We start from the raw sequence: 23129 nt of genomic DNA, 5'->3' as shown, positions 1-23129 counted from the left end.
AGACGTACCAATAGATTTTAAAATGCTGATAATTCAGTGATTATCGGCCAATTTTGACGTGAGATATTATCCATGACGACATTAAATGAACAACTTGCTAACCTGAAAGTTATCCCTGTAATCGCTATCAACCGTGCTGAAGACGCTATCCCTCTAGGTAAAGCACTTGTTGAAAACGGCATGCCGTGTGCTGAAATCACGCTACGTACTGAGTGTGCAATCGAAGCGATTCGCATCATGCGCAAAGAGTTCCCAGATATGCTGATCGGCTCTGGTACGGTACTGACTAACGAGCAAGTTGACGCATCTATCGAAGCGGGCGTGGACTTCATCGTGAGCCCAGGCTTTAACCCACGCACCGTTCAATACTGTATCGACAAAGGCGTTGCTATCGTTCCTGGTGTAAACAACCCAAGCCTAGTTGAGCAAGCAATGGAAATGGGCCTACGCACACTGAAGTTCTTCCCTGCTGAACCTTCAGGCGGTACAAGCATGCTTAAAGCACTGACAGCCGTTTACCCAGTGAAATTCATGCCAACTGGTGGTGTTAGCTTGAAGAACGTTGATGAATACCTATCTATTCCTTCAGTTTTGGCGTGTGGCGGTACTTGGATGGTTCCAACAAAACTTATCGACGAAGGTAAGTGGGACGAGTTAGGTGCTCTAGTACGTGATGCAGTGAATCACGTCGCAAAATAATTTATCTGACGACAGATTATGTTCAAAGCGAGCCTATTGGCTCGCTTTTTTCGTTTAGGATGGTGCTAACACGAATTTTGCATCTACTAATAGTATGATGATATCAATACAATTAGCCTGAACCGTCGTAGCGCAGTAACGCTTCAGAACGAACTATACTTATCATTCTTGAGAAGTTAAACAGCATCCAATAATCGATTCGGATTATGGCACCCAAAGGTTAAAACCAGCGCCTTTACAGCTAACTCACTGATTTAAAAAGAACTTAATAGTATTACAAATGGTTACATTTTAAAGGAATCATTATCGTAACTTGAATTTTACAAAAATGCTTGAAAGCCCCGTATGTCATAGCTTTGTCAGAATTTTCATATATAGAAAAGCTCTTGGTTTGGATCACAATAAAAGCATATTGTAGTACAAATATAATCATAAAAGAGTAATCTAGGAGCCAGTTAATGATCACACTTAAAAGGCTGAAAAAATGACTATTGATACTCTTGTTGTTCTTGCCTACTTCTTCTTTCTTGTAGCCATTGGTTGGATGTTCCGTAAGTTCACAACTTCGACAAGTGATTACTTTAGAGGGGGCGGCAAAATGTTGTGGTGGATGGTTGGTGCAACCGCCTTCATGACACAGTTTTCAGCATGGACGTTTACAGGTGCCGCAGGACGCGCGTTCAGCGACGGTTTCGTCGTTGTAATCCTATTCTTAGCCAATGCATTTGGCTACTTCATGAACTACATCTATTTTGCTCCAAAATTCCGTCAGCTTCGCGTAGTTACCGCAATCGAAGCAATTCGTCAGCGTTTTGGTAAAACTTCAGAGCAGTTCTTCACTTGGGCTGGTATGCCTGACAGCTTGATTTCAGCAGGTATCTGGTTGAACGGTCTCGCAATCTTTGTTGCCGCTGTATTCAACATCCCAATGGAAGCAACGATTGTTGTAACCGGCCTAGTATTGATGCTAATGGCTGTAACCGGTGGTTCTTGGGCGGTTGTAGCGTCTGACTTCATGCAGATGCTTGTTATCATGGCAGTAACGATTACCTGTGCGGTAGCGGCTTACTTCCACGGTGGTGGCCTAAGTAATATTGTTGCGAACTTTGATGGCGACTTCATGGTTGGTAACAACCTGAACTACATGAGCATCTTCATCCTTTGGGTTGTGTTCATCTTCATCAAGCAGTTTGGTGTAATGAACAACAGCATCAACGCTTACCGTTACCTATGTGCAAAAGACAGTGAAAACGCACGTAAAGCAGCTGGCCTTGCATGTGTACTAATGATTGTTGGCCCACTAATTTGGTTCTTACCTGCTTGGTACGTAAGTGCATTCATGCCTGACTTCGCTGAGCAATACGGTTCAGTGGGAGCAGACGCCGCTTACCTAGCATTCGTACAAAACGTAATGCCAGCAGGTATGGTTGGTCTTCTTATGTCTGCAATGTTCGCGGCAACCATGTCTTCTATGGACTCTGGCCTAAACCGTAACGCTGGTATCTTTGTAATGAACTTCTACAGCCCTATCGTTCGCCCACAAGCGACACAGAAAGAGTTGGTTGTAGTAAGTAAAGCAACAACCGTAATGATGGGCTTCATCATCATTGGTATTGGCTTGTTCATCAACTCACTGCGTCACCTAAGCCTGTTCGATATCGTACTTAACGTGGGTGCATTGATTGGCTTCCCTATGCTTATCCCTGTACTTCTAGGTATGTGGGTTCGTAAGACTCCAGACTGGGCTGGTTGGGCAACGTTGATTGTAGGTGGTTTCGTTTCTTACATCTTCGGTATCTCTCTACAAGCTGAAGACGTTCAAAACTGGTTTAACCTAGAACACGCACTAACAGGTCGCGAATGGTCTGACTTGAAAGTGGCACTGAGCTTAGCAGCACACGTGGTGTTCACTGGTGGCTTCTTCCTAGCAACAACACTGGTTTACAAAGGTCGTACACCTGAGCGTGAAGCGGAAGTTGAGAAGCTATTCGAGAACTGGAACACTCCGGTTGTGGCAGAGTCTCAAGAGCAGCAAAACCTAGACACTAAACAGCGTTCAATGCTTGGTAAGTTAATCTGTACTGCAGGTTTCGGTATCCTAGCAATGGCTCTAATTCCAAATGACATCACTGGTCGTGCCCTATTCCTACTGTGTGGTTCGATTGTATTGTCGGTAGGTGTGTTACTGGTTAACGCCTCTCGCGGTGGCGTAAAAAAGCTCAATGAGCCAGCGGCAATGAAGTAGTACTATTCCTAGGTAACTATTACCTTTGAAATCAAAACGCCCAAGCAGAAATGCTTGGGCGTTTTTATAGTTCCTTTACGATGAAGAGAGCTTCTTTGCTATGACGAGAGTTTCAATGTCATGACGATAGTTTCAATGCCATGAACGGAAAGACATTTATGGCCAGAGCTCTATTCCGTCAGGGCTTTCGCTCTAAGCTTTTTATCTAGCTCGTAAAGGTGTTCAGCCGCTTCCATATGCTGTGGGTAATCCGCAAACTTCTCGCGCTGCTCTGGTGTCATCTTACAGGTTTCGTCCACCAGCATTAGCGTCCAATACAACTTAGTCGTACGCAGCATCGCCAGTAGCGGCTTGAGCACTTCTTTTTCGTAGACTTGAATCAGCTGCTCGATCCACTCATCACGTTCGTCTTCGGTTGAAATAACACCTTCAATCGCTGCACTGACATTTAAGTACTTTGGGTTGGCCTTGAGCTTGTCCATAACAGACTCTGTCTCTTTAGCTAGCTCTTCGAGCTCTGCTCTAATTGCAGCAATCCAGTTCGCTTGAATAAGTGCATCAGCGTCAATTGTCTCAAAATCAGACTTAATGCGACGCTCAACGTTCTTTTGCGCTTGCTTAACGACAGAACGGACTTTTTGAAAAGGAAGTTGGTACTCCTTACCTAGCTCGGTGATCAAAGTGTGAAAACCACCATTTGGTAAATGCAGGTTCTCTTTAAATGTCGCCAAAGCCGCCTCTTGCTCAGGTGTAAGGTTACTCATTCTCTGTCCTTTTAATCTCTTCTAACTCTCAACGGACTGTCGAGCATAACATCAATCACTTTTGTTTTTGGATCGAGTCCGCCTTATGAGTCCAAATATCTCTTTAAGTGACGAGATAATAAGCACTCATGGCATTAAATGGTAAATCCTGAACCGCTAAAATCTGTACATTACATACACAAGGGTTGTATCGCAGACAGGAGTCTCCCAACTAAATAAGAGAACACCATGACATACTCAGACTACAAAGAATCCGACCTACATAAATGCGTTGTCGTTGCGGGTGAGCTACTCGCATCTACAGCCCAGTTTGTTATCAAAGCCTGCGCCACTTTATTCAAATGTTTCCGTTGGATCGCCATTAAGGCTTATCGATATGTCATGAAATAGACTTAAACGCGTCGAGCGTCTCAACCAGATATTTCCTAAAGCGCTACCTGATGAAGGGTAGCGCTTTTTCGTTTTTCACTATTCAGGTTAACAATCTCGTAGAACCTAAAGCGATGAAAGTTTATCCAACCAGTGGCGTTAAATGGTAAAACTCATCAAAACAAATCGCCGATACTACACCTGTTCCAACGAAACAGACTTATCAAAAAATACAGGTACTAAGATGAAAAAGATGGCACTAAAGATTGTAGGACTCACTATTTTAGCTTCTGCGCTAACGGGGTGTGTCGGCAGCAATGCTGTCACAGGGAAAGTGATGAAATTCAACGTAGAAGTCGTAGATAACCGCTACGCTCGTGCGGGAGTGAACTTCTTACTTGCTCCAGTCTACGGTATCACTACTGCTGCCGACTACGTGGTGTTCAACTCTCTTGAATTCTGGACGGGTAAAAACCCTATCAGTGGTGCACCACACGTCTTTGATACCAAAACAGATACCCATTTCAAAATGAATGACGAATTGGATCCAAGCCTAAAAGAGGCGCCTGTTGCGCCGCTGTCTAACAATCGCACGATTGAAACAGGCGAAATGATTCAGATTGATGAAAACACCATTCAAATGGACATCGTCTACAACACAGGTGAAAGCGCGACCCTTACCGGCATCAAAGAAGGTCAAGACGTGAGCTACTACATGAATGGCGAATTAGTTTCCCAAACAACCATCAGTGAGCTAGAAGCATTAAACAACGGTAAGGCATAACTTAGTTTCAAAAACATGAAGGCCGCTGAGAGCGAAGGTGCTCTCAACGGCCTTTTTACTATGTTAAGAGAAGGAATTGTCGCCTTTCTAACTAACTCTGATTATCCTGCCCTTGATTCAATCGAATGCTCACTAAACTTGCCACCATGATAGCCAAGTAGAAGCTACCAATAATCGATTCCATAAATACAAAGAACTGAGCAACAGGAAGCACTGGAGAAATATCCCCATACCCTACTGTCGTTAGCGTAATAAAGCTAAAGTACATCGCATTAAACAGATTACTTAACCATTCTCGATCTTCTAGCCCATTAAACGCATTGGGTAAGATCTCCAAGATCAACAGATAGATTGTTGCCCACGCCAAACCAATCAGTAGATATATACAGATTGAACCGATAATGTGATTTTTGGTGACATTCGACGCCTGCATTACCTGTTTAAGTGCAGAATAGATATGGGAGAACAGAAACGCAGCCAGTGCTAATAGCGTAACAATTGAAAGATTGTAGTCTTCAAAAAATGAAAATATGCCCGACACCCCGGCCGTTAACAAAAGCAGACCATACCAAGAGCGATACAGTGCTCGCTCTTGATGAATCCCGGCGATAGAAACCGCTAAGGTGATGATAATCAGAAACAAGATGGTCTTTTGCCCTTGGGGATAAAACTGCTGCATTACGGCACAACCAAAAAACAGTACCAACAAAGCGAAGAACAAAAAGTAAAAGTTATCGTCCTTAGAAACTGACTTCATCTAGTTCGCCTCTTGTTGTTCTTCTTTATCCTTTGGGGTTTCTTGATCTAAGTTGAGCCAAACTATCAGTAACTCATAAGTCAAACTCAATACCACAGCACCAACAAACAAACCGACGATGCCAGACATCGCCATACCACCTAAAGCGCCGAGCAAAATCACCAACATCGGAATGTGAGAACCACGACTCAATAGAACCGGTTTAAGGAATGCATCACTGCCGCTCACGAGCAGACACCAAACCAAGAAAAGACCAGCCGCCATGGTCGACTCGACGCTAAACATGTAGATAATCGCAGGCAGCAAAGCCAGAATTGGAGGCAATTGAATAATGGCGACCAGAAGCACAGCTAGTGCCCAGAATGCCGCTGCAGGCACACCCGCAATAACTAAACCAATAGCAGAGAGTACCGATTGGATAACAGCCACCCCAATCACCCCCTGAACAACACTTCTTACTGTCACTTTGGATAGCTTAACTAACTCTTCACCGCGACCATCCGTTAATCGTGCAACCAAATGAGTCAGACCTATCTGACATTTCTCAGCGTTATTCATGAAAACGCCAGCGATGATGGTTGAGATAATAAACTGCACAAAACCACCACCCAAAGACCCAAGAATCGAGGCTGCTTTAGCCGCAAATTGCTTGATCTCCTCGGCATACTTTACAAATGCTCCTTCAATGTTTGTAGAAGCGTACACCATAGCGCTGTAGATCTTCTCGCCAACAAAAGGGATATCTTGCAGGGATGATTTAGGTTTAGGGACAGACAAAGTACCGTCTTGCAATCCAGATACCAAATCTGCAGCACTGGTATAGATGCCCGACGACAGTGCAATGAGAGGAATTAGCAGTAACAGAACACCAATAAAGCTCAATAGGCCACTCGCCTTCCCCTTCGACATGCCCGTTTTGTTGGAAATCACCACAGCCACGGGATACAGAGCTGTAGCAATGATTGCACCCCATATCACCAATAGCACAAACGGCTTTAGAATCGAGAAACACCAATAGACAAGTATTGCTACCGCTGCGATCTTTATCGCTGCATCAATCGCTTGTTTCGAAAAATCTTCAGTTAACTTCATTAGACATCCTTGTTAATAAAAATTACGGCTGATTTTGTAGGAACTTCCAATTCCGTGTTTCAAGAAACAGCGAAGCCAAAATCATGTAAACACCAATTAATACCAATTGAACAATGCGTGTCAGAGTGTTGCTATCGATATCCCCAGAACTCATCAAAGTGCTGCCTATCAACACCAACAAGGTGCTGAATGCCGTCGCAAAAACGGGCGCTTTATCTGGCACGGTATAGATTTTTGTCGCCATAAAAATCGCCACCAGCCCAATAAACAGCGAGTAAAAAACAATGTTGGGCACAATCGCTAAAATAGAGAACGCAACGATGGCCAGAAGCCCTCCTATCCCATTACTGATCACCAAAAAAGCGCTGAGTTTGACGGATTTTTCAGCCGTGATCATCAAAGAGAGAAGTGCAATAAACATCATAGTCAACAATGCTTCTGAAATTTGAAAAATAAAAAAGAAACAGACGACGGGATACGAGATGAACATGGCTCTAAATGCCGCATACCAACGTTGCTTCCTGTCCAACGGCGCGGGAGCAAAGCCAGAAAAGTCGGATTTAGGCTCGGGAATATAGATATGCACCAAAGCAAAAATGGCTACAGCAACCACCCCAGATGTCGCTAGTCCAGAAGCAAGCATCACTGACACGCCTGGGTTATCAATTGCCATGAACGGCAGCATCAACACAGCGATCAATAAAACCGTCGCAAACAGGTTCCATTTGGGGTCTACAAATAAGTAGTAACCCCACAGCATCACCAAGCCGACTAACACCAGCAATGGGATCGGATAATGTGTTATCCCCCGAGAAAGCACTAACCCCAAGGCCATGGTGGCGAGAAGAGCGAGCAGCAACTCATACACCGTCTCTTTGTGTAGATCTGGTTTATCAATAAGAAACTTAGCGGTAAACACCGGAGCGACAAACGCAAGTGGCCAGTTGATCCATGCGGCCAGAAAAACCGCAAGAATCACGCCTACTGTAAAGCGTAGAATCCGTCGCTGAGCTTGTTCATCTATGATGACGTTATCGAACATAGGAAAGCACGCTAATCAATCGAATCCAAAGCTTGCCGATCGAATTGAAGATAAAGTTATCCCCACTATAGACAATCACATCTGCTTGGCCGCCAACTCTCAGCATGCCTGATACTTCGTCACGCTCGAACTCAATAGTAATTGGCAGCATTTGGGTTTGACGCAACCATCCTGTTTGTTGATTAGCTTGAGCAAGCTTGCCCGCCTGATCGTTTTGTCCCCAATCGACACCCCAGTCGATACTGCTGACTCGCCCTGAGACGACTTTACCCGGTGCAAAGTCGAGGGCGATTTCTACTTCATCACCTACCGCGACATTACCTAAGCTGTTCTCTCGGTAGTAAGCTTCAACCCAAATATCCTGCGTCGAAACAAAAGTCATAATCGGTTGTCCTGAAGAGGCATAAAATCCCTCAGAAAGACTGAAGTTGGAAACCCCACCTTGAGTCGGTGCGGTTATCACGGTGCGCTCTAGGTTAAGTTGTGCTTGCTCTAACGCCAACAGAGCAGCTTTCACTTGGCTGTTCTCTTTGCCCTCTTTACCCATTTGTTGTTTAGCACGTTCTAAATCGGCTTCAGCATTCACCACTGCGGCTCTTGATGTCGCCAAGGCCGCCCTTGCTTGATCTGCATCCGATTTAGACACTACACCTTTGTCCGCCATCGCTAACACACGCTTGGCTTGTAGATCGGTGTTCTGTCTTTCGACGATTGCTGAGGTTAACCTCGCTTGTGCTGAAGCGATGTTAGCCGTTTGCGCCCCTACATTCTGTCCCGCTATCTCTAGATTTTGTTCAGCTTGTGCCACGGCGATTCGATAATCTGAGTCATCCAAAACAGCCAATACATCACCTTGCTCAACTAATTGATTGGGCTGAACGCGAATATCCAATACTTTCCCCGATACTTCGGGTTTGATAGGGACGATGTAACCTTTAACACGCGCATTATCGGTGATAGGAATGAGTCGGTCAGACACGATGCTAAACACCAGCGTCACAGCCACAAAGGTCAATAAATAGTTAGTGACCTTCCTTACTTTATCTTTCTTGTTTGGTTGATTAACTGGCTCGTCGTTTGAAGACGCCTCTGGTTCGTTGGCTTCAGACATAGCACTCCCGTTTAACTAGGTAACATTAATAAAATTAGTACTTTAAAAATAATCCTTGTCGTGGAAAACTCAAGACACTAGAGTTAGATTTATCAAGTAGCATTCTGTAATTGATAAGTACGTCTAATTAATGCATCTGGACGCAAAGGATTGTTTCGTTATGGTAGATTCGAGTTACCAAGTTCCTGTGATTCAAACGAATTATGCAAAGATTCTGGTGCAAATGTTCTCTGAACACGGCTTAGATTTACACCAACTACTAGAGGAGTCGGGACTGCCACCAGATTTGATTCAGTCCGACAGCGATTTTGTGCCCTCTGAATCGATAAAACGCCTTATCTACCTCACTTCGGTTCAACTGGGCGTCTCTAAATTTACCGACCTACTTGGTTTAGCCTTTCGACGTCGCATCATCCCACATGTCTTGCATCAGTTTGTTGATTACAAAACTGTCGGAGATGCACTACAGAACATCAGTAAAATCTTCTCTAGCGACTCACCGGGAAGTCAGATAACACTGGTTGAAGAACACGGCCAAGTGTGGTTTTGCAGGCGAGTACTTGATGAGGATTCCCCGCGTTTCCAATGGGGAGAAGCGTTTGCCATCATTTACATTATTGAACTCATCAGCATACTTTCAAACCGCCCTTGGCAACCTATGAAGATTCGGCTTCAGGGCCATGAGAGCGACGTGGTTAGCACCATAACCACCAGCCATTGTCAGCTATTTGTTGAGCAAGGGCAGACGGCAGTGCTGATCCCAAATGATATTTTACAACTGCCCATTCAACTCACTAGTAAGGATTTAAGCCCAAAACCCGCTCTGGTTGAGTGGCATACCAGCTTTACTGACAGTGTTTACGAGCTGCTCAAGCCGTATATGAAAGAACAAGATCTTTCGATCGAAGACGCCGCACAGTTACTCAACTTTTCAGTGCGTACCTTCCAACGAAAACTTAAGCAAGAGAACACCTCTTTTCGCAAGATCAAAGAGAATCTAATGTACTCGGTAGCCTGTGAATTGATGGAGCAAGGCCACTCTCTCACCTACATTTCAAGTCAGCTTGGCTACACCAATATTTCGCATTTTTCGAGAGCCTTTAAACGTGTCTCTGGACTCACACCTAAAATCTATCAGCGCTCGATCTCATCCTCTCAATAGAATGGATAGCGTGATACTGGAAAGCACCATAAGCGAAGTATCACTTCAATCAGAGCTTTAAGGGGCGAGTAGAAACCTCTCTCAACGCGAGTTGCAAATAACTTGCTAGGTCGATGGATCCAGCAAGCTCTTCAACATCTTGAATTCGGAAATGAATGATCATGGATGGCCCTCAGTTGTAATTAAAAAGTCGTCTGGAATCCATATTGCCGGATACCAAACTACTTACTTACCATTTTATGCCATCCGTTTATTTAGACATGACTTTCGATTGTCCCTGCCCCATATACAAATAAACAAAAGAAAGGGCCGCTATTACGCGACCCAATCCATTTAACATCGAGTAACGTTCTACTCGAATCAAGTTAAAGCTTGATCGTTTTTGTCATCCCAGCTTCAGCGTGACCCTTGAAGTTACAAGCAAACTCGACGTCACTATCACCGTGGAAGTGCCACATAAACTGACGGGCTTTCTTTGGCTCAACGACGATCGAGTTCTTGGTATCGTGCTCCATGCCAGCCATTGCTGACATCATTTTGCGATGACTTTGCAGCTCTTCCTTACTGCCAATTGAGAACTCATGAGGTTGCTCTCCCGTATTCATCACAACAAACTGCACTACGTCATTTGACTCTATATCAACAGCTTTCTTGAAGGTGATGGTTTTATCGTCGCTAAGAATAACGTGAATCACCTTATCGGGTTTAGCACCATTGGCCGGCATACCGACACTTGAGGTACGTTGCATTCCCATCATGTTGGAGTGATCCATATTTGAATGATCCATCTCACCATGATTCATACTGCCATGGTCCATCTTGCCGTGATCCATTTTAGAATGGTCCATCTGAGCAAGAGCAGAAGTTGTAAACAGAGCTAAGCCCAAAGCGATAATTGTCTTTTTCATAATAATTCCTAGTCTCAGTAAGGCCCAGGTGAACATAACTGGGCCATTTAAATTCAGTCGTTTAATAAAGAGTTACTTAATTTCTCGTTGTTTCCAAAGCACGAAAATGGCTGGGATAACCAGTAAGGTCAGCAGTAAGGCCGATGCCATGCCACCAATCATAGGAGCTGCAATTCTTTGCATCACCTCTGAGCCTGTTCCTTCGCCATACATAATTGGAATCAAACCGATAATGACTGTCAGTACTGTCATCATCACGGGGCGCACTCGCAACCCAGCCCCTTCACGAATCGCATCCAAGAGGTCTTGGTGTTGTAATGGCGTATGGGTCGTTTCATGATCTTGCTTTCTAAAGTTCCAAGCTTGGTTTAGGTAAACCAGCATGATCACGCCAATCTCAACGGCAACCCCCGCTAACGCGATAAAGCCAACCCCTACCGCTATTGAGAAGTTATAGCCAAGGTAGTGCATCAACCAAACGCCCCCCACCATCGCCAATGGCAGAGTCAGCATAATCACCATCACCTCTCCAACGCGGCGGAAGCTTAGGTAAAGCAGTAGCATGATGATGGCAATGGTAATCGGCACCACAATGCTCAAGCGCTCTTTTGCTCGCTCCATGTATTCATACTGACCAGACCATGCCAGTGAATACCCAGCTGGAAGCTCTAGTTGCTCTGCGACCGCACGTTTAGCGTTATCGACATAAGTCCCCAAGTCTTGTCCTTCAATATCAACAAACACCCACCCATTTGGTCGTGCGTTTTCTGTTTTGATCATTGGAGGGCCGTCCTCGTAGCGCACATCGGCGACATCGGCTAAAGCAATACGCGCTCCATTCGCGGTGATCAGAGGTAGGTTCTGCAACTTAATCACTGAATCACGATAGGCTTGTGGATAACGCACATTGATTGGGTAGCGCTCAAGCCCCTCGACGGTTTCACCAACGTTCATCCCGCCAACAGCAGTTGAAATAACCTGTTGGATCTCAGCAATACTTAAGCCGTATCGCGCAGCCGAACGACGATCAATATCGATGGTCACATAACGACCACCCGCTACACGCTCCGCATACACTGAAGCTGTTCCCGGCAATTCGTTTAAGATCGGCTCTATATCCGCGCCGATTTTCTCAATCACCTTAAGGTCTGGGCCGGCAATCTTGATCCCGATCGGTGTCTTGATACCTGTAGCCAACATGTCAATTCGGGTTTTGATTGGCATAACCCAAGCATTGGTTAAACCGGGGAACTGAATCAGACTGTTGAGTTCATCACGCAAAGACTCAGAGGTGACGCCGTCACGCCATGTATCTTTAGGCTTAAACTGAATAACCGTCTCAATCATGGTTAGTGGTGCCGGATCCGTCGCTGTCTCAGCACGACCTATCTTGCCCCACACCGTTTCCACTTCAGGAATGGTTTTAATAAGCTTATTGGTTTGCTGGAGTAGCTCACGCGCTTTACCTATCGAGATCCCTGGATAGGTCGTTGGCATGTACATCAAATCCCCTTCATCGAGCGGAGGAATAAACTCACTACCAAGTTTGCTGGTTGGGTAATACGCTGATGCCATCAAAGCAACTGCCACAACGATAATCGTTTTAGGGAAGCGTAGGCTTAGATTCAGAAGCGGACGATACAAGCCAACCAAACCCTTATTGATCGGGTTCTTATGTTCAGGAAGTACCTTACCGCGAATGAAGTAACCCATAAGCACAGGGACTAATGTGATTGCCAAACCAGCAGATGCTGCCATCGCGTAGGTTTTAGTAAACGCAAGAGGCGAGAACATCTTGCCCTCTTGACCTTCTAAGGCGAACACCGGCACAAAACTCAATGTAATGATCAGTAATGAGAAGAACAGCGGTGCACCCACCTCTTCCGCAGCTTTGCCGATCACCTGCCAACGATTGTTGTCATTAAGTGGCGTGCGTTCGATATGTTTATGCACGTTTTCAATCATCACGATCGCACCATCCACCATAGCGCCTATTGCAATCGCGATGCCGCCAAGCGACATGATGTTTGCGTTAATACCCTGCCAGTGCATCACGATGAATGCCGACAAGATACCCACCGGGAGACTTAGCGCGATCACTAACGATGAGCGAATGTGGAACAAGAACAAGGCACACACAATCGCGACCACTAAGAACTCTTCGGCAAGCTTCTGCCAAAGGTTTTCAACCGCAGAATCGATCAGAGTTGAACGGTCATAGGTTGCAACAATCTCGACACCATCCGGCAGGCTTCGTTGCAGCTCTTCCAGCTTAACTTTTACCTCAGAGATCACCTCACTGGCATTCTCGCCAAAACGCATCACAATGACGCCGCCAACAGCCTCACCTTCCCCATTTAGCTCTGAAATGCCTCGGCGCATTTGTGGACCAAGGTTAACGTCTGCAATGTCACCTAACAGCAAAGGGGTCCCTTTCGCCGTCACCTTTAAAGGCAAGGCTTTTAGGTCTTCAATCCCCGTTAGATAACCCGATGTACGCACCATGTGTTCCGCTTCTGCTACCTCAATCACTGAAGCGCCTGTTTCTTGGTTTCCGCTCTGAATAGCGCTATTCACCTGCTTTAATGTCAGGTCGTAAGCACGCAATTTGGCAGGGTCGATCTGCACTTGATACTGCTTCACCATGCCGCCAACGGTCGCCACTTCAGACACACCATTCACAGTTTGAAGTTCATACTTCAAAAACCAATCTTGTAAGCTGCGCAGCTCAGCTAAATCGTGTTGACCCGTTTTATCTTGCAAAACATAGCTATATATCCAACCCACACCAGTCGCATCTGGACCAAGTGTTGGCTTGGCACTGGCTGGTAACTTAGGCGCAACTTGGCTCAGGTATTCCAACACCCTTGAACGCGCCCAATACATGTCAGTATCGTCATTGAAGATGATATAAACGTAAGAATCACCAAAAAACGAGTAGCCTCTCACCGTTTCAGCGCCGGGTACCGCAAGCATTGCCGTGGTTAATGGGTAGGTTACTTGATCTTCCACTACCTGAGGCGCTTGACCCGGATAGCTAGTTTTGATGATAACCTGTACATCAGAGAGATCAGGAATCGCATCAACAGGTGTGTTCTTAACACTGTAGAGCCCCCCCAAAGTCAACGCGATAGTGGCGACGAGTACCAAAAATCGATTGCTAATCGACCAGCGAATAATTGCATTTATCATCACTAATCCTCAGCCGACTCAATTTGCTTCAATACATAATCTGTGCCCGATTTCACCACTAGAAAACGTACTTTCTGTCCCTCTTGATAATCGCCAAGTGGAATGTCGTCGCTTGTGGTGAAGTTCATCTCTCCCGCTTGCCACTGCCACTCATCAACGGCTTGATGGTTCACCGTGATCATCCCAAAGTCTGCCATCAACATCGTGATATCGCCTTCAACCCAAACCTCTGTCGCCATTACTTCATCACTCTGACTCACATCCGTCACTTGGTATTGGCCTGATTCTGTCTTCTCCATCTCAAAGTCGATCGCTTGACCGTTCGCTAGTCCCGATAAATCGACGTCTTCAGAGAAGGTAAAGTCCATCACCATGCCCGGCCAATCCCACTCAGGAACAGGTTGGTGTTCTATCGTTGCCATGCGATGTCCAACCATCAAGTTAGTGATCGTACCCTTCGCCCAAACAGAGCTAACCATTTGGTCTGGTTCATCATTAACTGAAGAGATACGGGACAGATCCGCTGTTTGACTCGATTCTGAATCAATCATGAAGTGAGCAGACGTAACCACATCAATACCCGGCTCTAGCCCTTCTAGCACTTCAACACGATCACCTGCTTCACGACCCACTCGGATACGATGAGAACGATATTTTCCGTCGCCTTCAGAAAGCACCACTCGCGTCATGCCTCCTGAGTGGATCACAGAAGAGCGCGCTACCGTTAACACATCATCTTCGCTTTCAGGCTTAAGAGTGATGTTTGAGAACATGTTTGGTTTTAGCTCACCATCTAGATTTGGAAACTTGAGGCGTACACGTAAAGTACGTGTTGTAGGGTCGAGAATTGGGTAGACGTAATCCACACGACCACTCCACTCACCGCCCGGTACAGCATCTAGCGTCATCGAAGCTGCTGTACCTTGAGAGATCCAATGCGCTTGGCGCTCAAATACTTCGGCATCCACCCAGACTTCATCGAGTGGGCCGGCACTGATCACCGCTTGGGCTGGGGAAAGGTATCCCCCTTCTCGGATGTTCAAGGTCGCAATAACACCATCGGCAGGCGCTTTTACTTCAATAGTTTGTGAGGCCTTACCCCGTTTCACGATGTGATTGATTTGCAACTTATCAACACCGAGTGAAAGCAATCGCTCTTTCGCACCTCCAATCATCCCTTTTCGACCGGTTTTATAAGCACTGAGCAGCTCTTCTTGTGCCTTTACTAGCTCAGGAGAATAGAGCGTGAATAACACTTCCCCCTTTGATACCTTCTCACCCACGGCATTAATAAATAACTCTTGAACCCAACCAGAAACACGGACATTGGTCTGCCATAAACGGCTCTCATCAAACGCAACGTATCCAACGGTCTCGATCTTTGGGGTCAGAGGCTCTAATTTCACCGTTTCACTTTTCACCCCAAGGTTATTTTCAACCGCAGGATCAATAGTTACCGTACCCGGCTTGTCTTTCTTGCCTGCTAAGTCATCGGCGTAAACTGGGACTAAGTCCATGCCCATCGGTGATTTACCCGGTTGATCGCGTTGATAGTTCGGATCCATAGGTGCCACCCAATAGAGCGGTTCATCTGCACCACTGGTAGATGATTCACTGCTCATTGCAGCGTGGTTCATTGAGAAAAACTGACTCGCACCAACACCGATTGCAGCGCCAACGACTAGTGCAATGCTTGCGACTTTAAATGATTTCATGAAGATTCCTTATTGCGCCTGAGACGTTGTCTTTTGTGATTGTGAAGGCTGGTGGTATGACCCACCCACAAGCGCCGCTAACTGGCTATTGACGATGTTGAGATCCGTGATCAGTCTCTGTTGTTCTAACTGAATATTGAGCGCATTGGTCATGGCAGTGATCACATCGTTAAACTGCGCGGTATTATTTTGATAGCCACGCTCGACCGCCTGTGTGGTGGCATCGGCTTGAGGAATAAAGCTTGTTTGATAACGCTCAATACGCTGAGACAGATTATCTCTATCTACCAAAAGCGCGTTTACTTTGGCGTTCATTTGGCTCAATATCGTCTCTTTCTGAGCGCGTGCTGAACCCACTTGATATTGGGCCGCTTCTACACCTTTGTCTTGACGATTACCTGTGAACAGTGGGATATCCATGGTCACGTACGCACTTACAAGATCAGAGGCAGGATTTCCTTGCATGTTATTGGCTTGGCGATAGGCGTACATCACCTCGACACCGAACTGAGGTAGGTAAGCTTGCTCTGCGATCTCTACTTGAGTTTCGTTAACGGTGATAGCGCTATCCGCCGCACGCACCATAGGATGCGATTGCAACAATGGGTAGAATTGAGAATTACCCGTGTAAGGCGTTAACCGCGTCTCTAGATCTTGCCAACCCAACGCGTTATTGGCTTGAATAGTCTTAGTTGACGACTCTTTGGCAGGCGTTTGGCTTGAAGCCAAAGAAGCATTCAACCATTCATCACCCAACCATTCGGATAGCTGTGCAATGATACGGCGTTGCTGCTGTTGGTTGGCTTGCAGTTTTTCATCAAACTTCACCACGTTAAGCTGAGCATTAAGAAGATCTTGCGCTTCACTGTTACCGATTCCGTAATTGGTCTCGATGAATCGCTCTAGCTCTGCCATCAATCGACGACTTTCCAACAAGGTTGCACGCGCTGTTTGTTGATAACCAAGCTCTAGCCACAGAGTGGTGATGGTATTAGTGATTTCTCTTTCTCTAGCGGCAACTTGAAATTGGATGCCATCAGCCTGTTGACTTGATTGACGCTCTTTCAAGTCTAACGTCGAACCACGCTCGAACTGCTGCATCAATCCAACAGAAATGTTGGTCATTGGGTCTTCATCAAACTTAAAGCTATCAACGGGCAAACCGCCAAAACCCACTTTAAGTTTGGGATCGCTCAACGTCGCCGACGCGATGCCCGCGTGACGAGTAGCTTGAGATTGGGCAATGATCTGCTGGCGACCGCTATCACGTAGCAGTGCTTGCTCAATGAGCAGTGAAAGCTCACGCTCATACACTCGTTGAGATTCATTGTCGCTGCCATTATTTAAATGACTCGCACTGATCGAAGTCACCATCGTATTCGACGATGCCGCGAAAGCAAATGCAGGCATCGCCAATAAGCTGATGCAAATCGGTAGCACCAACCATCTTGATTCAATATTCACAAGAATAAATCCATTTTATGGCGTTAAAAAACGCATAGATCGCACCTAGGGACAGTCGTTACAACGGACCGATAGGTAATGAAATTGTGGAATAGTGAATTAAGCGGAAGGCGGTCTAAGAATAAATTGAATACGCGCAACCTTGCTACCGATGATCACGTCATGATAGGGAGCAAGCGAGTAAGCAAAAGTGGATAAGGTAGTCATTGACTGGAGCGGATAGGACCAACTCAGGCAGATAGAGACACAACAATTGGCAAAGCCATCACCCCCATGTGAACAATGACCAGGCTCATGTTGAGTCATGTCGTGCATGGATTGATGAGCGTCCGAGACCGAACACATTGCAGCGATTTCAGGAGTCATCATACTTGCATGCGGGCAAGCCATGGTCTCTTTATCCATCATCTGCATTTCTATGGTTGACGCACTAGAAACACCCGTCGACAACAACATCGCAAGGATGCTGAAGATCGTAATCCAGAATGTCTTAAGTGAGTATGTCATAACCAATCCATATAACGTGAAGTATTACTATAAAGGTTACCCCAAGGGGAAGGTCAATCCTTATAATGACAAATATAGTCCGAATATTGATTGATCGCTCACCAAACACACAAACTACCAATTTTTCTAACAATTATCTTTGTCGTCTAGACAAAACACCCTAGTTGATGTGATTGGGTCTCAAAATTACTATGCAAGGCGTCTGATTGGTTAAGGAATCTTCAGATACTTAAATGCGTTACGTCAATCATGTTCATTGCTCAGGTCAATTTTTGAATTTCGATTCACCCCAGTTTATGAGCCCATTTTGGAGCTCGTTTCTACCTGAATGAACCTTTGGAATTATTTGTGAACGTTTTAAAGAATATTTGCCCACTAAAAATGGGGAAAGAGCGTGACAAGCGCGAGTATGACTTGCGTGTACTGAACTGTGTTAGTGATAGTGAGTACGCTTCACGCATGGCAATTTGGGACACTCTGCTAATGGGTAAGCCAGCAGCAAGTGAAATGAAAGGGTTTATGGATGAGGCTTTCAACAAGCTTCAAAATGAACTACGTGAGACACGTCGCGAATTGTCGATTAACTACACCGACTTTATCGCAATGGCTCATGAAGAAGTGAATTACATCAAGATATTCGTTGCGGACAACAAGACACAAATCGGTTGGTACGTTGCTATCGCTCTTATGATTGTTGGCACCATTGCTCTCTGCGTTCAATAAGCTGAGTTGAGCTAATTCAGATCTCACTAAGATATGACTAGAAAACAGGTTGCTCTTGTTGAAGCGTTGTTTTCTAGTCAATTGACCTCGAATTAGCGCATTAACGAAAGTAGATGCTCAGATGAAGCCTTTGGGTCATCCGCGTGACAAATCGCAGACACTAATGCTAGCCCATGAACGCCCGTCGCCATCAACTCTGGAATATTGTTTTCATTGATTCCACCAATACCGACAATTGGCAACCTGGTTGTTTCAAGTGCCTTCTTTAGTCCTTCCACACCCCAGTGCTTTTTAGTGTTGGTTTTGGTTGGCGTTGCAAAAATCGCACTCAGGCCTATGTAATCGATCGGCAGGTGATTGGATTCTTCCAGCTGCTGTTCATTCTCAATCGATAATCCAAGTATCTTATTTTCACCTATCAATTGGCGCGCAATCGTCGCTGGCATATCCGATTGCCCCAAGTGAAGTCCATCTGCATCCACCGCCAATGCCACGTCAACTCGGTCATTAATGATCAAAGGGACACCTGTACCTTTCAAAATAGCTTTGACTCTCTGTGCACGTTCAATGAAGGCTCTTACGTCACCATGCTTTTCTCTTACTTGAACCATGGTCACGCCACCCGCGACGGCTTGCTCTACCACATGTTCTAGAGTGGCTAAGTCTTGTTGGTCATCGGTAACAAGGTAGAGTTTGTATGGGTTGCTCATTGATTTGGTATCCTTTAAACGCACAAACCGTTTATTGCGGTGCTTTGTTGTTGAACATCTAGTTTACCGTTTGAGTGCGCTAGAGACATCAAATACTCGTCTTTAAATGTTTGCTGCCAGATCATAGTCCGCTCTCTACCGCCACACGCCTGACAATATGTCACTAGACACACATAAAACATCTCAAAAACTCTGACAGCAACATCCAAACACAACAAAACGCCTACAAGTGACACAAAAATGTTACATTTTGCATGCTCTTACATAGTAAATGTGAAATACTCTGCGAGTACTTACGGGCAAGAATACAGTGAAACGCGGATTATAAGGATGTATATGCGTCAACTATCTATCTCTTTAAGAGTGAAACTGGGTTATGCGATCTGCTTACTCTTTTTCATCATCTCGGGCTTTGTTAGCTTTCAAGGGATCCAAACCCTGTCTAACGGATTCAAAGATTACAGTCTATTGAGTGGACAAGCAGCAGAATCCAGCAATATTGAAACCCACTTTTTACAGATGCGCCTCACGTCTGAGCGATACCTTGCAACGCTTGATGATCAATACCAGCAAGCTTACCTCGCCAATAAAAGTGAGATCGATCAGCAGCTACAATCTCTACTTAGTGAAACTCAACATGTCGACAGCTTAGAGCGACTGTCTCAAGTGCAGCAAAGCATTACTGCATTCGACCAAGCGTATCAATTAATGAGCCAAAGCCAGCAATTGATCCACCAACTCGTCACGGTTGAGATGGTAAAAAGAGAAGAGAACGCGCTTAAAGCAGCTCAGAGCTTACTTTACGAGTCTTATAACAACGATGACTCTAACGCGAGCCTATACGCAGGTATGTTAATGGAGAACTTCTTAGCGGCGAAAATCGCAGTCTTAAGCTACTCCAACGACGGTAACCCAAAAACCTACGAAACAGGCCAAGATCTATTTGAGTACGCCCTACCCGGCATTGAAGGTGACATTCGCTCTCTAGAATCGTCCGACTACCAAGCAGAGTTAATCGACAGTTTTACCGCTCAGCGAGAAGCCTATGCTGCAGGATTTGACCAAGTGCACCAGCAAAAGTTGGAAAACGCGCAGCTTCAAATTCAGTTAACTAGCCTAGGTGATACGCTTGCGATTGTGGTACTCGATGCACAGTCCATCTTAGAACAACAAAAGAACGCGCTTATCCCAGAGCTAGCACTCAGTGAGGAACGCTCTATTCAAATCATAGTGTTACTTACTGGTATTGCTCTATTAGTCGGCACAACAAGTGCGATTTTCGTAACGCGTTCAATCAACAAGGGTATTGCACAGGTTAAAGAGATCACCAATGAACTGGCACAAGGCAACCTGAGCGTTGACGTCAAAGTCACTGACCAAAACGAAATAGGCCAGTTGCTCGAAAACATGAAAACTACCATTGAGTCTCTGCGCGATATCGTTCAGCAAGTGAACGCTTCTAGCCTGCGCATTGGCGAAATGTCAGAATCGCTCGATAGTGTGACGACAACAGGCTCTAATAACGCAGCACGACTCAACGATGAGATCATCAATATCTCTTCCGCCGTTAACCAACTTGCATCAAGCACTTCAGAGATCGCGTCTAGCGCTAACCATGCGTCTGAGGTTGCGAGCCATGCTACCTCTAACGTTGCTATGGGTTTAACCGAAGTAGATAAGACCTTACAAGAGATTGGCCAAGCCGACGAACAGATGCAACTCAGCAGCCAAAAAGTAAGCGACCTGCATGCAGAGTCGATGAACATTGGTGCAATTCTGGAAGTAATTCAAGGTGTTACCGAGCAAACTAATCTACTTGCTCTCAATGCAGCGATAGAAGCAGCGCGAGCTGGCGAGCAAGGTCGAGGCTTTGCCGTGGTTGCTGATGAAGTTCGTACCCTAGCGCAACGCACTCAAGAGTCAGCAAGCCAAATTAATGATCTAATTACCTCACTGCAGCGCGGTGCTAAAGACGCTCTAGAATCGATTAAGGAGAGTCATGGTACGGTATCTCAGGCATCGACTCAGGCTCAGCAAGCGTCTCAAAACTTGCATGTCATCAATCAACACATTCAAGATTTGAACCAAGCCAACAGCCAGATCGCAATATCAGTCGATGAGCAAGATAGCCTAACCCGCTCGCTAGGTGATAACGCCCAAGGTGCCAATACCATTGCCCAAAGCAACCAAGAATCTGTCGCTAAGATTTCAGAAGCAGCAAGCGACTTAACCGAGGTAGCACATCACCTTAAGAGCCAAGTTGACCGATTCAGAAGTGCCTAGTGCTCAATTTGAGCCCTAACTACGACAGGTCATTTACCACCAATTAAAATAACCCCGAGTTGATAAAACTCGGGGTTATTGTTTTTAGATTTCAGAGTTCTTCCAATCAGCCAACTAAGCCGTTAACTTTAGGCGGGCTGCTAGTGTCTCTTCATCTAGTTGATATAGAGCATCAAGAATATTGAGCTGCAAACTACCCGGACCTTGAGCCTGCTCAGCCGCAATTTCACCAGCGACCCCCAATACCGCTGCTGCCGCCAAACCGCTCTTATCACCAACCGCGGCAAACGCCCCCGTTAATGCAGATAGGGTACAACCCATGCCCGTCACAAAAGGCATCATGGCGTGGCCATTATTGAGCTGGGTTACTGATTCTGCAGTCACTACATAATCAGTCTCGCCAGAAATCACCACACTAGCGTTATATTCAGATACGAGGAACTTGGCAGCCCCCAGAGCCGCTTCGCTGCTGTCTAAGGCATCAACACCTTTGCTTTGCGCTTGCTCACCTGCCAATGCGATGACCTCAGAGGCGTTAGCACGGATGATCAAGCTATCTGCTAATTGTGCAATACGGCGCGATGTTTCAGTTCGCAGCAGACTTGCGCCGCACCCTACAGGATCCAGAACAACCGTTTTGCCATTGGCATTCGCTTGTTCTACGGCAAACTCCATACGTGGCGTCCAAGTGCTGTCTAACGTGCCGATATTGATCACCAGTGCGCCAGCAAAAGACATCATCTCTGCCATCTCTTGCTTTGAGTGCGCCATGATCGGAGAAGCACCTAAAGCCAACAATGCATTTGCGCTGTTGTTCATTACCACATAGTTGGTCACATTTACGACCAATGGCTTCTGTTCTCGTAACGCTTGCAACGAGCGCGTGATCTGTTCAATAAGCATAAAAACCTCTAGTTAGACGTTGGAAACGTTAAGTTGTTGGCATCCAGCCCTTGCTGCCAAAACGCCACTTCCATGCGTGTTGCAGTTTTAAAAATGTGGATCAGCTTTTGACCACGCTGGCTGTTGATATCAATTTCAGCAAGCAACTGGTCGAAATACTCCGCTCCCGCTGCGACACCGGTTTGAAACTCTTCACCGCCGTACAATTCTATCCAGCTGCGGTAAGGGTTACCCTCTAACACTGTCTTTGAATCTTCCAACAAAGCTTTACCAATCACCGCGTAACCGATAGAGCACGGTGCAAGCGCTGCGTAGAGATCAACCAGATCCCCAGTCATACCTGCATCGAGTACATAACGCGTATACGCAACGGTGCCAAAATCTTCAGGTTCATTCTCAAGGTCAGATTCAGTTAATCCCCACTTTTCACAGTAAGTCACGTGATGCCCAATCTCAGAATCTAAAAGCGCATGCACACTTGGTAGAGCACGACGCATGTCGGCCAATGTGTTCGCTTTGTAAATAGCTAGCGCATAAGCACGGGCATACTGCTTTAGAAACAGAAAATCTTGCTTCAAGTAATGGAGAAAACAAGGCTGAGGCAAACTACCTTGTGCCAGTCTTTGAACAAACTCATGCTCGGTATAGTCCTGCCAATCTTGCTGACATGCCTCAATTAAATCTTGATATTTCATGATG

General features: G+C 45.8%; 20 protein-coding genes. 7 read left to right on the top strand and 13 right to left on the bottom strand.

Annotation, left to right across the window (positions count from 1 at the left end):
* The first annotated feature begins 72 nt into the window (after positions 1 to 72).
* Both L1D60_RS03540 and L1D60_RS03535 read left to right on the top strand, forming a co-directional pair.
* A complete protein-coding gene (locus tag L1D60_RS03540) occupies positions 73 to 699 on the top strand; it encodes a bifunctional 4-hydroxy-2-oxoglutarate aldolase/2-dehydro-3-deoxy-phosphogluconate aldolase (RefSeq protein WP_032552779.1) in 627 nt (208 codons plus the stop codon).
* Positions 700 to 1183: 484 nt separating this feature from the next.
* The gene (locus tag L1D60_RS03535) at positions 1184 to 2944 is read left to right on the top strand and encodes a transporter (RefSeq protein ID WP_239839769.1); all 1761 of its coding nucleotides are present in this window, start codon (positions 1184 to 1186) and stop codon (positions 2942 to 2944) included.
* Between the two features lie 170 nt (positions 2945 to 3114).
* Here the strand turns inward: L1D60_RS03535 and L1D60_RS03530 are convergent, their stop codons facing one another.
* Entirely contained in the window at positions 3115 to 3708 is a 594-nt protein-coding gene (locus L1D60_RS03530; RefSeq protein WP_239839768.1) for a hypothetical protein, read from the bottom strand.
* Between the two features lie 228 nt (positions 3709 to 3936).
* Between L1D60_RS03530 and L1D60_RS03525 the strand changes: the two genes are divergently transcribed.
* Both L1D60_RS03525 and L1D60_RS03520 read left to right on the top strand, forming a co-directional pair.
* Complete coding sequence (locus L1D60_RS03525) at positions 3937 to 4098, top strand: hypothetical protein (RefSeq protein WP_239839767.1); 162 nt, start codon at positions 3937 to 3939, stop codon at positions 4096 to 4098.
* 223 nt (positions 4099 to 4321) lie between these two features.
* Positions 4322 to 4861: a DUF3332 domain-containing protein gene (locus L1D60_RS03520; RefSeq protein WP_345772854.1), complete on the top strand. Its 540-nt coding sequence runs from the start codon at positions 4322 to 4324 to the stop codon at positions 4859 to 4861.
* A gap of 91 nt (positions 4862 to 4952) precedes the next feature.
* Here the strand turns inward: L1D60_RS03520 and L1D60_RS03515 are convergent, their stop codons facing one another.
* Genes L1D60_RS03515 through L1D60_RS03500 form a run of 4 tightly spaced genes read right to left on the bottom strand, consistent with a single transcriptional unit; the run spans position 4953 to position 8863 of the window.
* On the bottom strand, positions 4953 to 5618 hold the full coding sequence (locus L1D60_RS03515; protein WP_239839765.1) for a potassium channel family protein: 666 nt from the start codon (positions 5616 to 5618) through the stop codon (positions 4953 to 4955).
* Complete coding sequence (locus L1D60_RS03510) at positions 5619 to 6710, bottom strand: AI-2E family transporter (protein ID WP_239839764.1); 1092 nt, start codon at positions 6708 to 6710, stop codon at positions 5619 to 5621. It abuts the gene before it with no gap.
* Between the two features lie 22 nt (positions 6711 to 6732).
* Positions 6733 to 7752 (bottom strand): DUF2955 domain-containing protein, encoded by a 1020-nt coding sequence (locus L1D60_RS03505; RefSeq protein ID WP_239839763.1) that lies wholly within the window; start codon positions 7750 to 7752, stop codon positions 6733 to 6735.
* Positions 7742 to 8863, bottom strand: a complete 1122-nt coding sequence (locus L1D60_RS03500; protein WP_239839762.1) for an HlyD family secretion protein — start codon at positions 8861 to 8863, stop codon at positions 7742 to 7744. Before L1D60_RS03500 ends, L1D60_RS03505 begins: the two co-directional genes overlap by 11 nt.
* A 160-nt stretch (positions 8864 to 9023) precedes the next feature.
* On the opposite strand from L1D60_RS03500, the gene L1D60_RS03495 reads away from it, so the two are divergent.
* Complete coding sequence (locus tag L1D60_RS03495; RefSeq protein ID WP_239839761.1) at positions 9024 to 10025, top strand: AraC family transcriptional regulator; 1002 nt, start codon at positions 9024 to 9026, stop codon at positions 10023 to 10025.
* Positions 10026 to 10390: 365 nt separating this feature from the next.
* Here L1D60_RS03495 and L1D60_RS03490 read toward each other — a convergent pair whose 3' ends face one another.
* The 5 genes from L1D60_RS03490 to L1D60_RS03470 all read right to left on the bottom strand — a co-directional run bounded on the left by L1D60_RS03490 (position 10391) and on the right by L1D60_RS03470 (position 17811).
* On the bottom strand, positions 10391 to 10933 hold the full coding sequence (locus L1D60_RS03490; RefSeq protein WP_239839760.1) for a copper-binding protein: 543 nt from the start codon (positions 10931 to 10933) through the stop codon (positions 10391 to 10393).
* Between the two features lie 72 nt (positions 10934 to 11005).
* Positions 11006 to 14125: an efflux RND transporter permease subunit gene (locus L1D60_RS03485; protein WP_239839759.1), complete on the bottom strand. Its 3120-nt coding sequence runs from the start codon at positions 14123 to 14125 to the stop codon at positions 11006 to 11008.
* A gap of 2 nt (positions 14126 to 14127) precedes the next feature.
* Positions 14128 to 15840 (bottom strand): efflux RND transporter periplasmic adaptor subunit, encoded by a 1713-nt coding sequence (locus tag L1D60_RS03480; protein ID WP_239839758.1) that lies wholly within the window; start codon positions 15838 to 15840, stop codon positions 14128 to 14130.
* A 9-nt stretch (positions 15841 to 15849) separates the two neighbouring features.
* Entirely contained in the window at positions 15850 to 17304 is a 1455-nt protein-coding gene (locus tag L1D60_RS03475) for a TolC family protein (protein WP_239839757.1), read from the bottom strand.
* Between the two features lie 99 nt (positions 17305 to 17403).
* Positions 17404 to 17811, bottom strand: coding sequence for a hypothetical protein (locus L1D60_RS03470; RefSeq protein WP_239839756.1), 408 nt, complete (start codon positions 17809 to 17811; stop codon positions 17404 to 17406).
* Positions 17812 to 18192: 381 nt separating this feature from the next.
* On the opposite strand from L1D60_RS03470, the gene L1D60_RS03465 reads away from it, so the two are divergent.
* Positions 18193 to 18534 (top strand): thiamine-phosphate diphosphorylase, encoded by a 342-nt coding sequence (locus L1D60_RS03465; protein WP_239840443.1) that lies wholly within the window; start codon positions 18193 to 18195, stop codon positions 18532 to 18534.
* Positions 18535 to 18626: 92 nt separating this feature from the next.
* Here L1D60_RS03465 and thiE read toward each other — a convergent pair whose 3' ends face one another.
* Positions 18627 to 19244, bottom strand: coding sequence for a thiamine phosphate synthase (gene thiE, locus L1D60_RS03460; protein ID WP_239839755.1), 618 nt, complete (start codon positions 19242 to 19244; stop codon positions 18627 to 18629).
* Positions 19245 to 19580: 336 nt separating this feature from the next.
* On the opposite strand from thiE, the gene L1D60_RS03455 reads away from it, so the two are divergent.
* Complete coding sequence (locus L1D60_RS03455) at positions 19581 to 21527, top strand: methyl-accepting chemotaxis protein (RefSeq protein WP_239839754.1); 1947 nt, start codon at positions 19581 to 19583, stop codon at positions 21525 to 21527.
* A 114-nt stretch (positions 21528 to 21641) separates the two neighbouring features.
* On the opposite strand, the gene thiM is transcribed toward L1D60_RS03455, so the two are convergent.
* Complete coding sequence (gene thiM, locus L1D60_RS03450) at positions 21642 to 22430, bottom strand: hydroxyethylthiazole kinase (RefSeq protein WP_239839753.1); 789 nt, start codon at positions 22428 to 22430, stop codon at positions 21642 to 21644.
* An 8-nt stretch (positions 22431 to 22438) separates the two neighbouring features.
* Entirely contained in the window at positions 22439 to 23125 is a 687-nt protein-coding gene (gene tenA / locus L1D60_RS03445; RefSeq protein WP_239839752.1) for a thiaminase II, read from the bottom strand.
* Positions 23126 to 23129 lie beyond the last annotated feature (4 nt).

Source organism: Vibrio sp. Isolate30 (genome assembly GCF_022397975.1).
Lineage (GTDB): Bacteria > Pseudomonadota > Gammaproteobacteria > Enterobacterales > Vibrionaceae > Vibrio > Vibrio fortis.
The sequence above is the reverse complement of the archived record's forward strand: the minus strand, read 5'-3'. Positions and strand labels throughout refer to the sequence as shown.

Coding starts and splice junctions, on each gene's coding strand:
- L1D60_RS03510 (WP_239839764.1), bottom strand. CDS start 6,710: ATGAAGTTAACTGAAGATTTTTCGAAACAAGCGATTGATGCAGCGATA.
- L1D60_RS03480 (WP_239839758.1), bottom strand. CDS start 15,840: ATGAAATCATTTAAAGTCGCAAGCATTGCACTAGTCGTTGGCGCTGCA.
- L1D60_RS03495 (WP_239839761.1), top strand. CDS start 9,024: ATGGTAGATTCGAGTTACCAAGTTCCTGTGATTCAAACGAATTATGCA.
- L1D60_RS03505 (WP_239839763.1), bottom strand. CDS start 7,752: ATGTTCGATAACGTCATCATAGATGAACAAGCTCAGCGACGGATTCTA.
- L1D60_RS03525 (WP_239839767.1), top strand. CDS start 3,937: ATGACATACTCAGACTACAAAGAATCCGACCTACATAAATGCGTTGTC.
- L1D60_RS03490 (WP_239839760.1), bottom strand. CDS start 10,933: ATGAAAAAGACAATTATCGCTTTGGGCTTAGCTCTGTTTACAACTTCT.
- L1D60_RS03470 (WP_239839756.1), bottom strand. CDS start 17,811: ATGACATACTCACTTAAGACATTCTGGATTACGATCTTCAGCATCCTT.
- L1D60_RS03540 (WP_032552779.1), top strand. CDS start 73: ATGACGACATTAAATGAACAACTTGCTAACCTGAAAGTTATCCCTGTA.
- L1D60_RS03535 (WP_239839769.1), top strand. CDS start 1,184: ATGACTATTGATACTCTTGTTGTTCTTGCCTACTTCTTCTTTCTTGTA.
- L1D60_RS03485 (WP_239839759.1), bottom strand. CDS start 14,125: ATGATAAATGCAATTATTCGCTGGTCGATTAGCAATCGATTTTTGGTA.
- thiM (WP_239839753.1), bottom strand. CDS start 22,430: ATGCTTATTGAACAGATCACGCGCTCGTTGCAAGCGTTACGAGAACAG.
- thiE (WP_239839755.1), bottom strand. CDS start 19,244: ATGAGCAACCCATACAAACTCTACCTTGTTACCGATGACCAACAAGAC.
- L1D60_RS03520 (WP_345772854.1), top strand. CDS start 4,322: ATGAAAAAGATGGCACTAAAGATTGTAGGACTCACTATTTTAGCTTCT.
- L1D60_RS03515 (WP_239839765.1), bottom strand. CDS start 5,618: ATGAAGTCAGTTTCTAAGGACGATAACTTTTACTTTTTGTTCTTCGCT.
- tenA (WP_239839752.1), bottom strand. CDS start 23,125: ATGAAATATCAAGATTTAATTGAGGCATGTCAGCAAGATTGGCAGGAC.
- L1D60_RS03530 (WP_239839768.1), bottom strand. CDS start 3,708: ATGAGTAACCTTACACCTGAGCAAGAGGCGGCTTTGGCGACATTTAAA.
- L1D60_RS03500 (WP_239839762.1), bottom strand. CDS start 8,863: ATGTCTGAAGCCAACGAACCAGAGGCGTCTTCAAACGACGAGCCAGTT.
- L1D60_RS03455 (WP_239839754.1), top strand. CDS start 19,581: ATGCGTCAACTATCTATCTCTTTAAGAGTGAAACTGGGTTATGCGATC.
- L1D60_RS03465 (WP_239840443.1), top strand. CDS start 18,193: ATGGGGAAAGAGCGTGACAAGCGCGAGTATGACTTGCGTGTACTGAAC.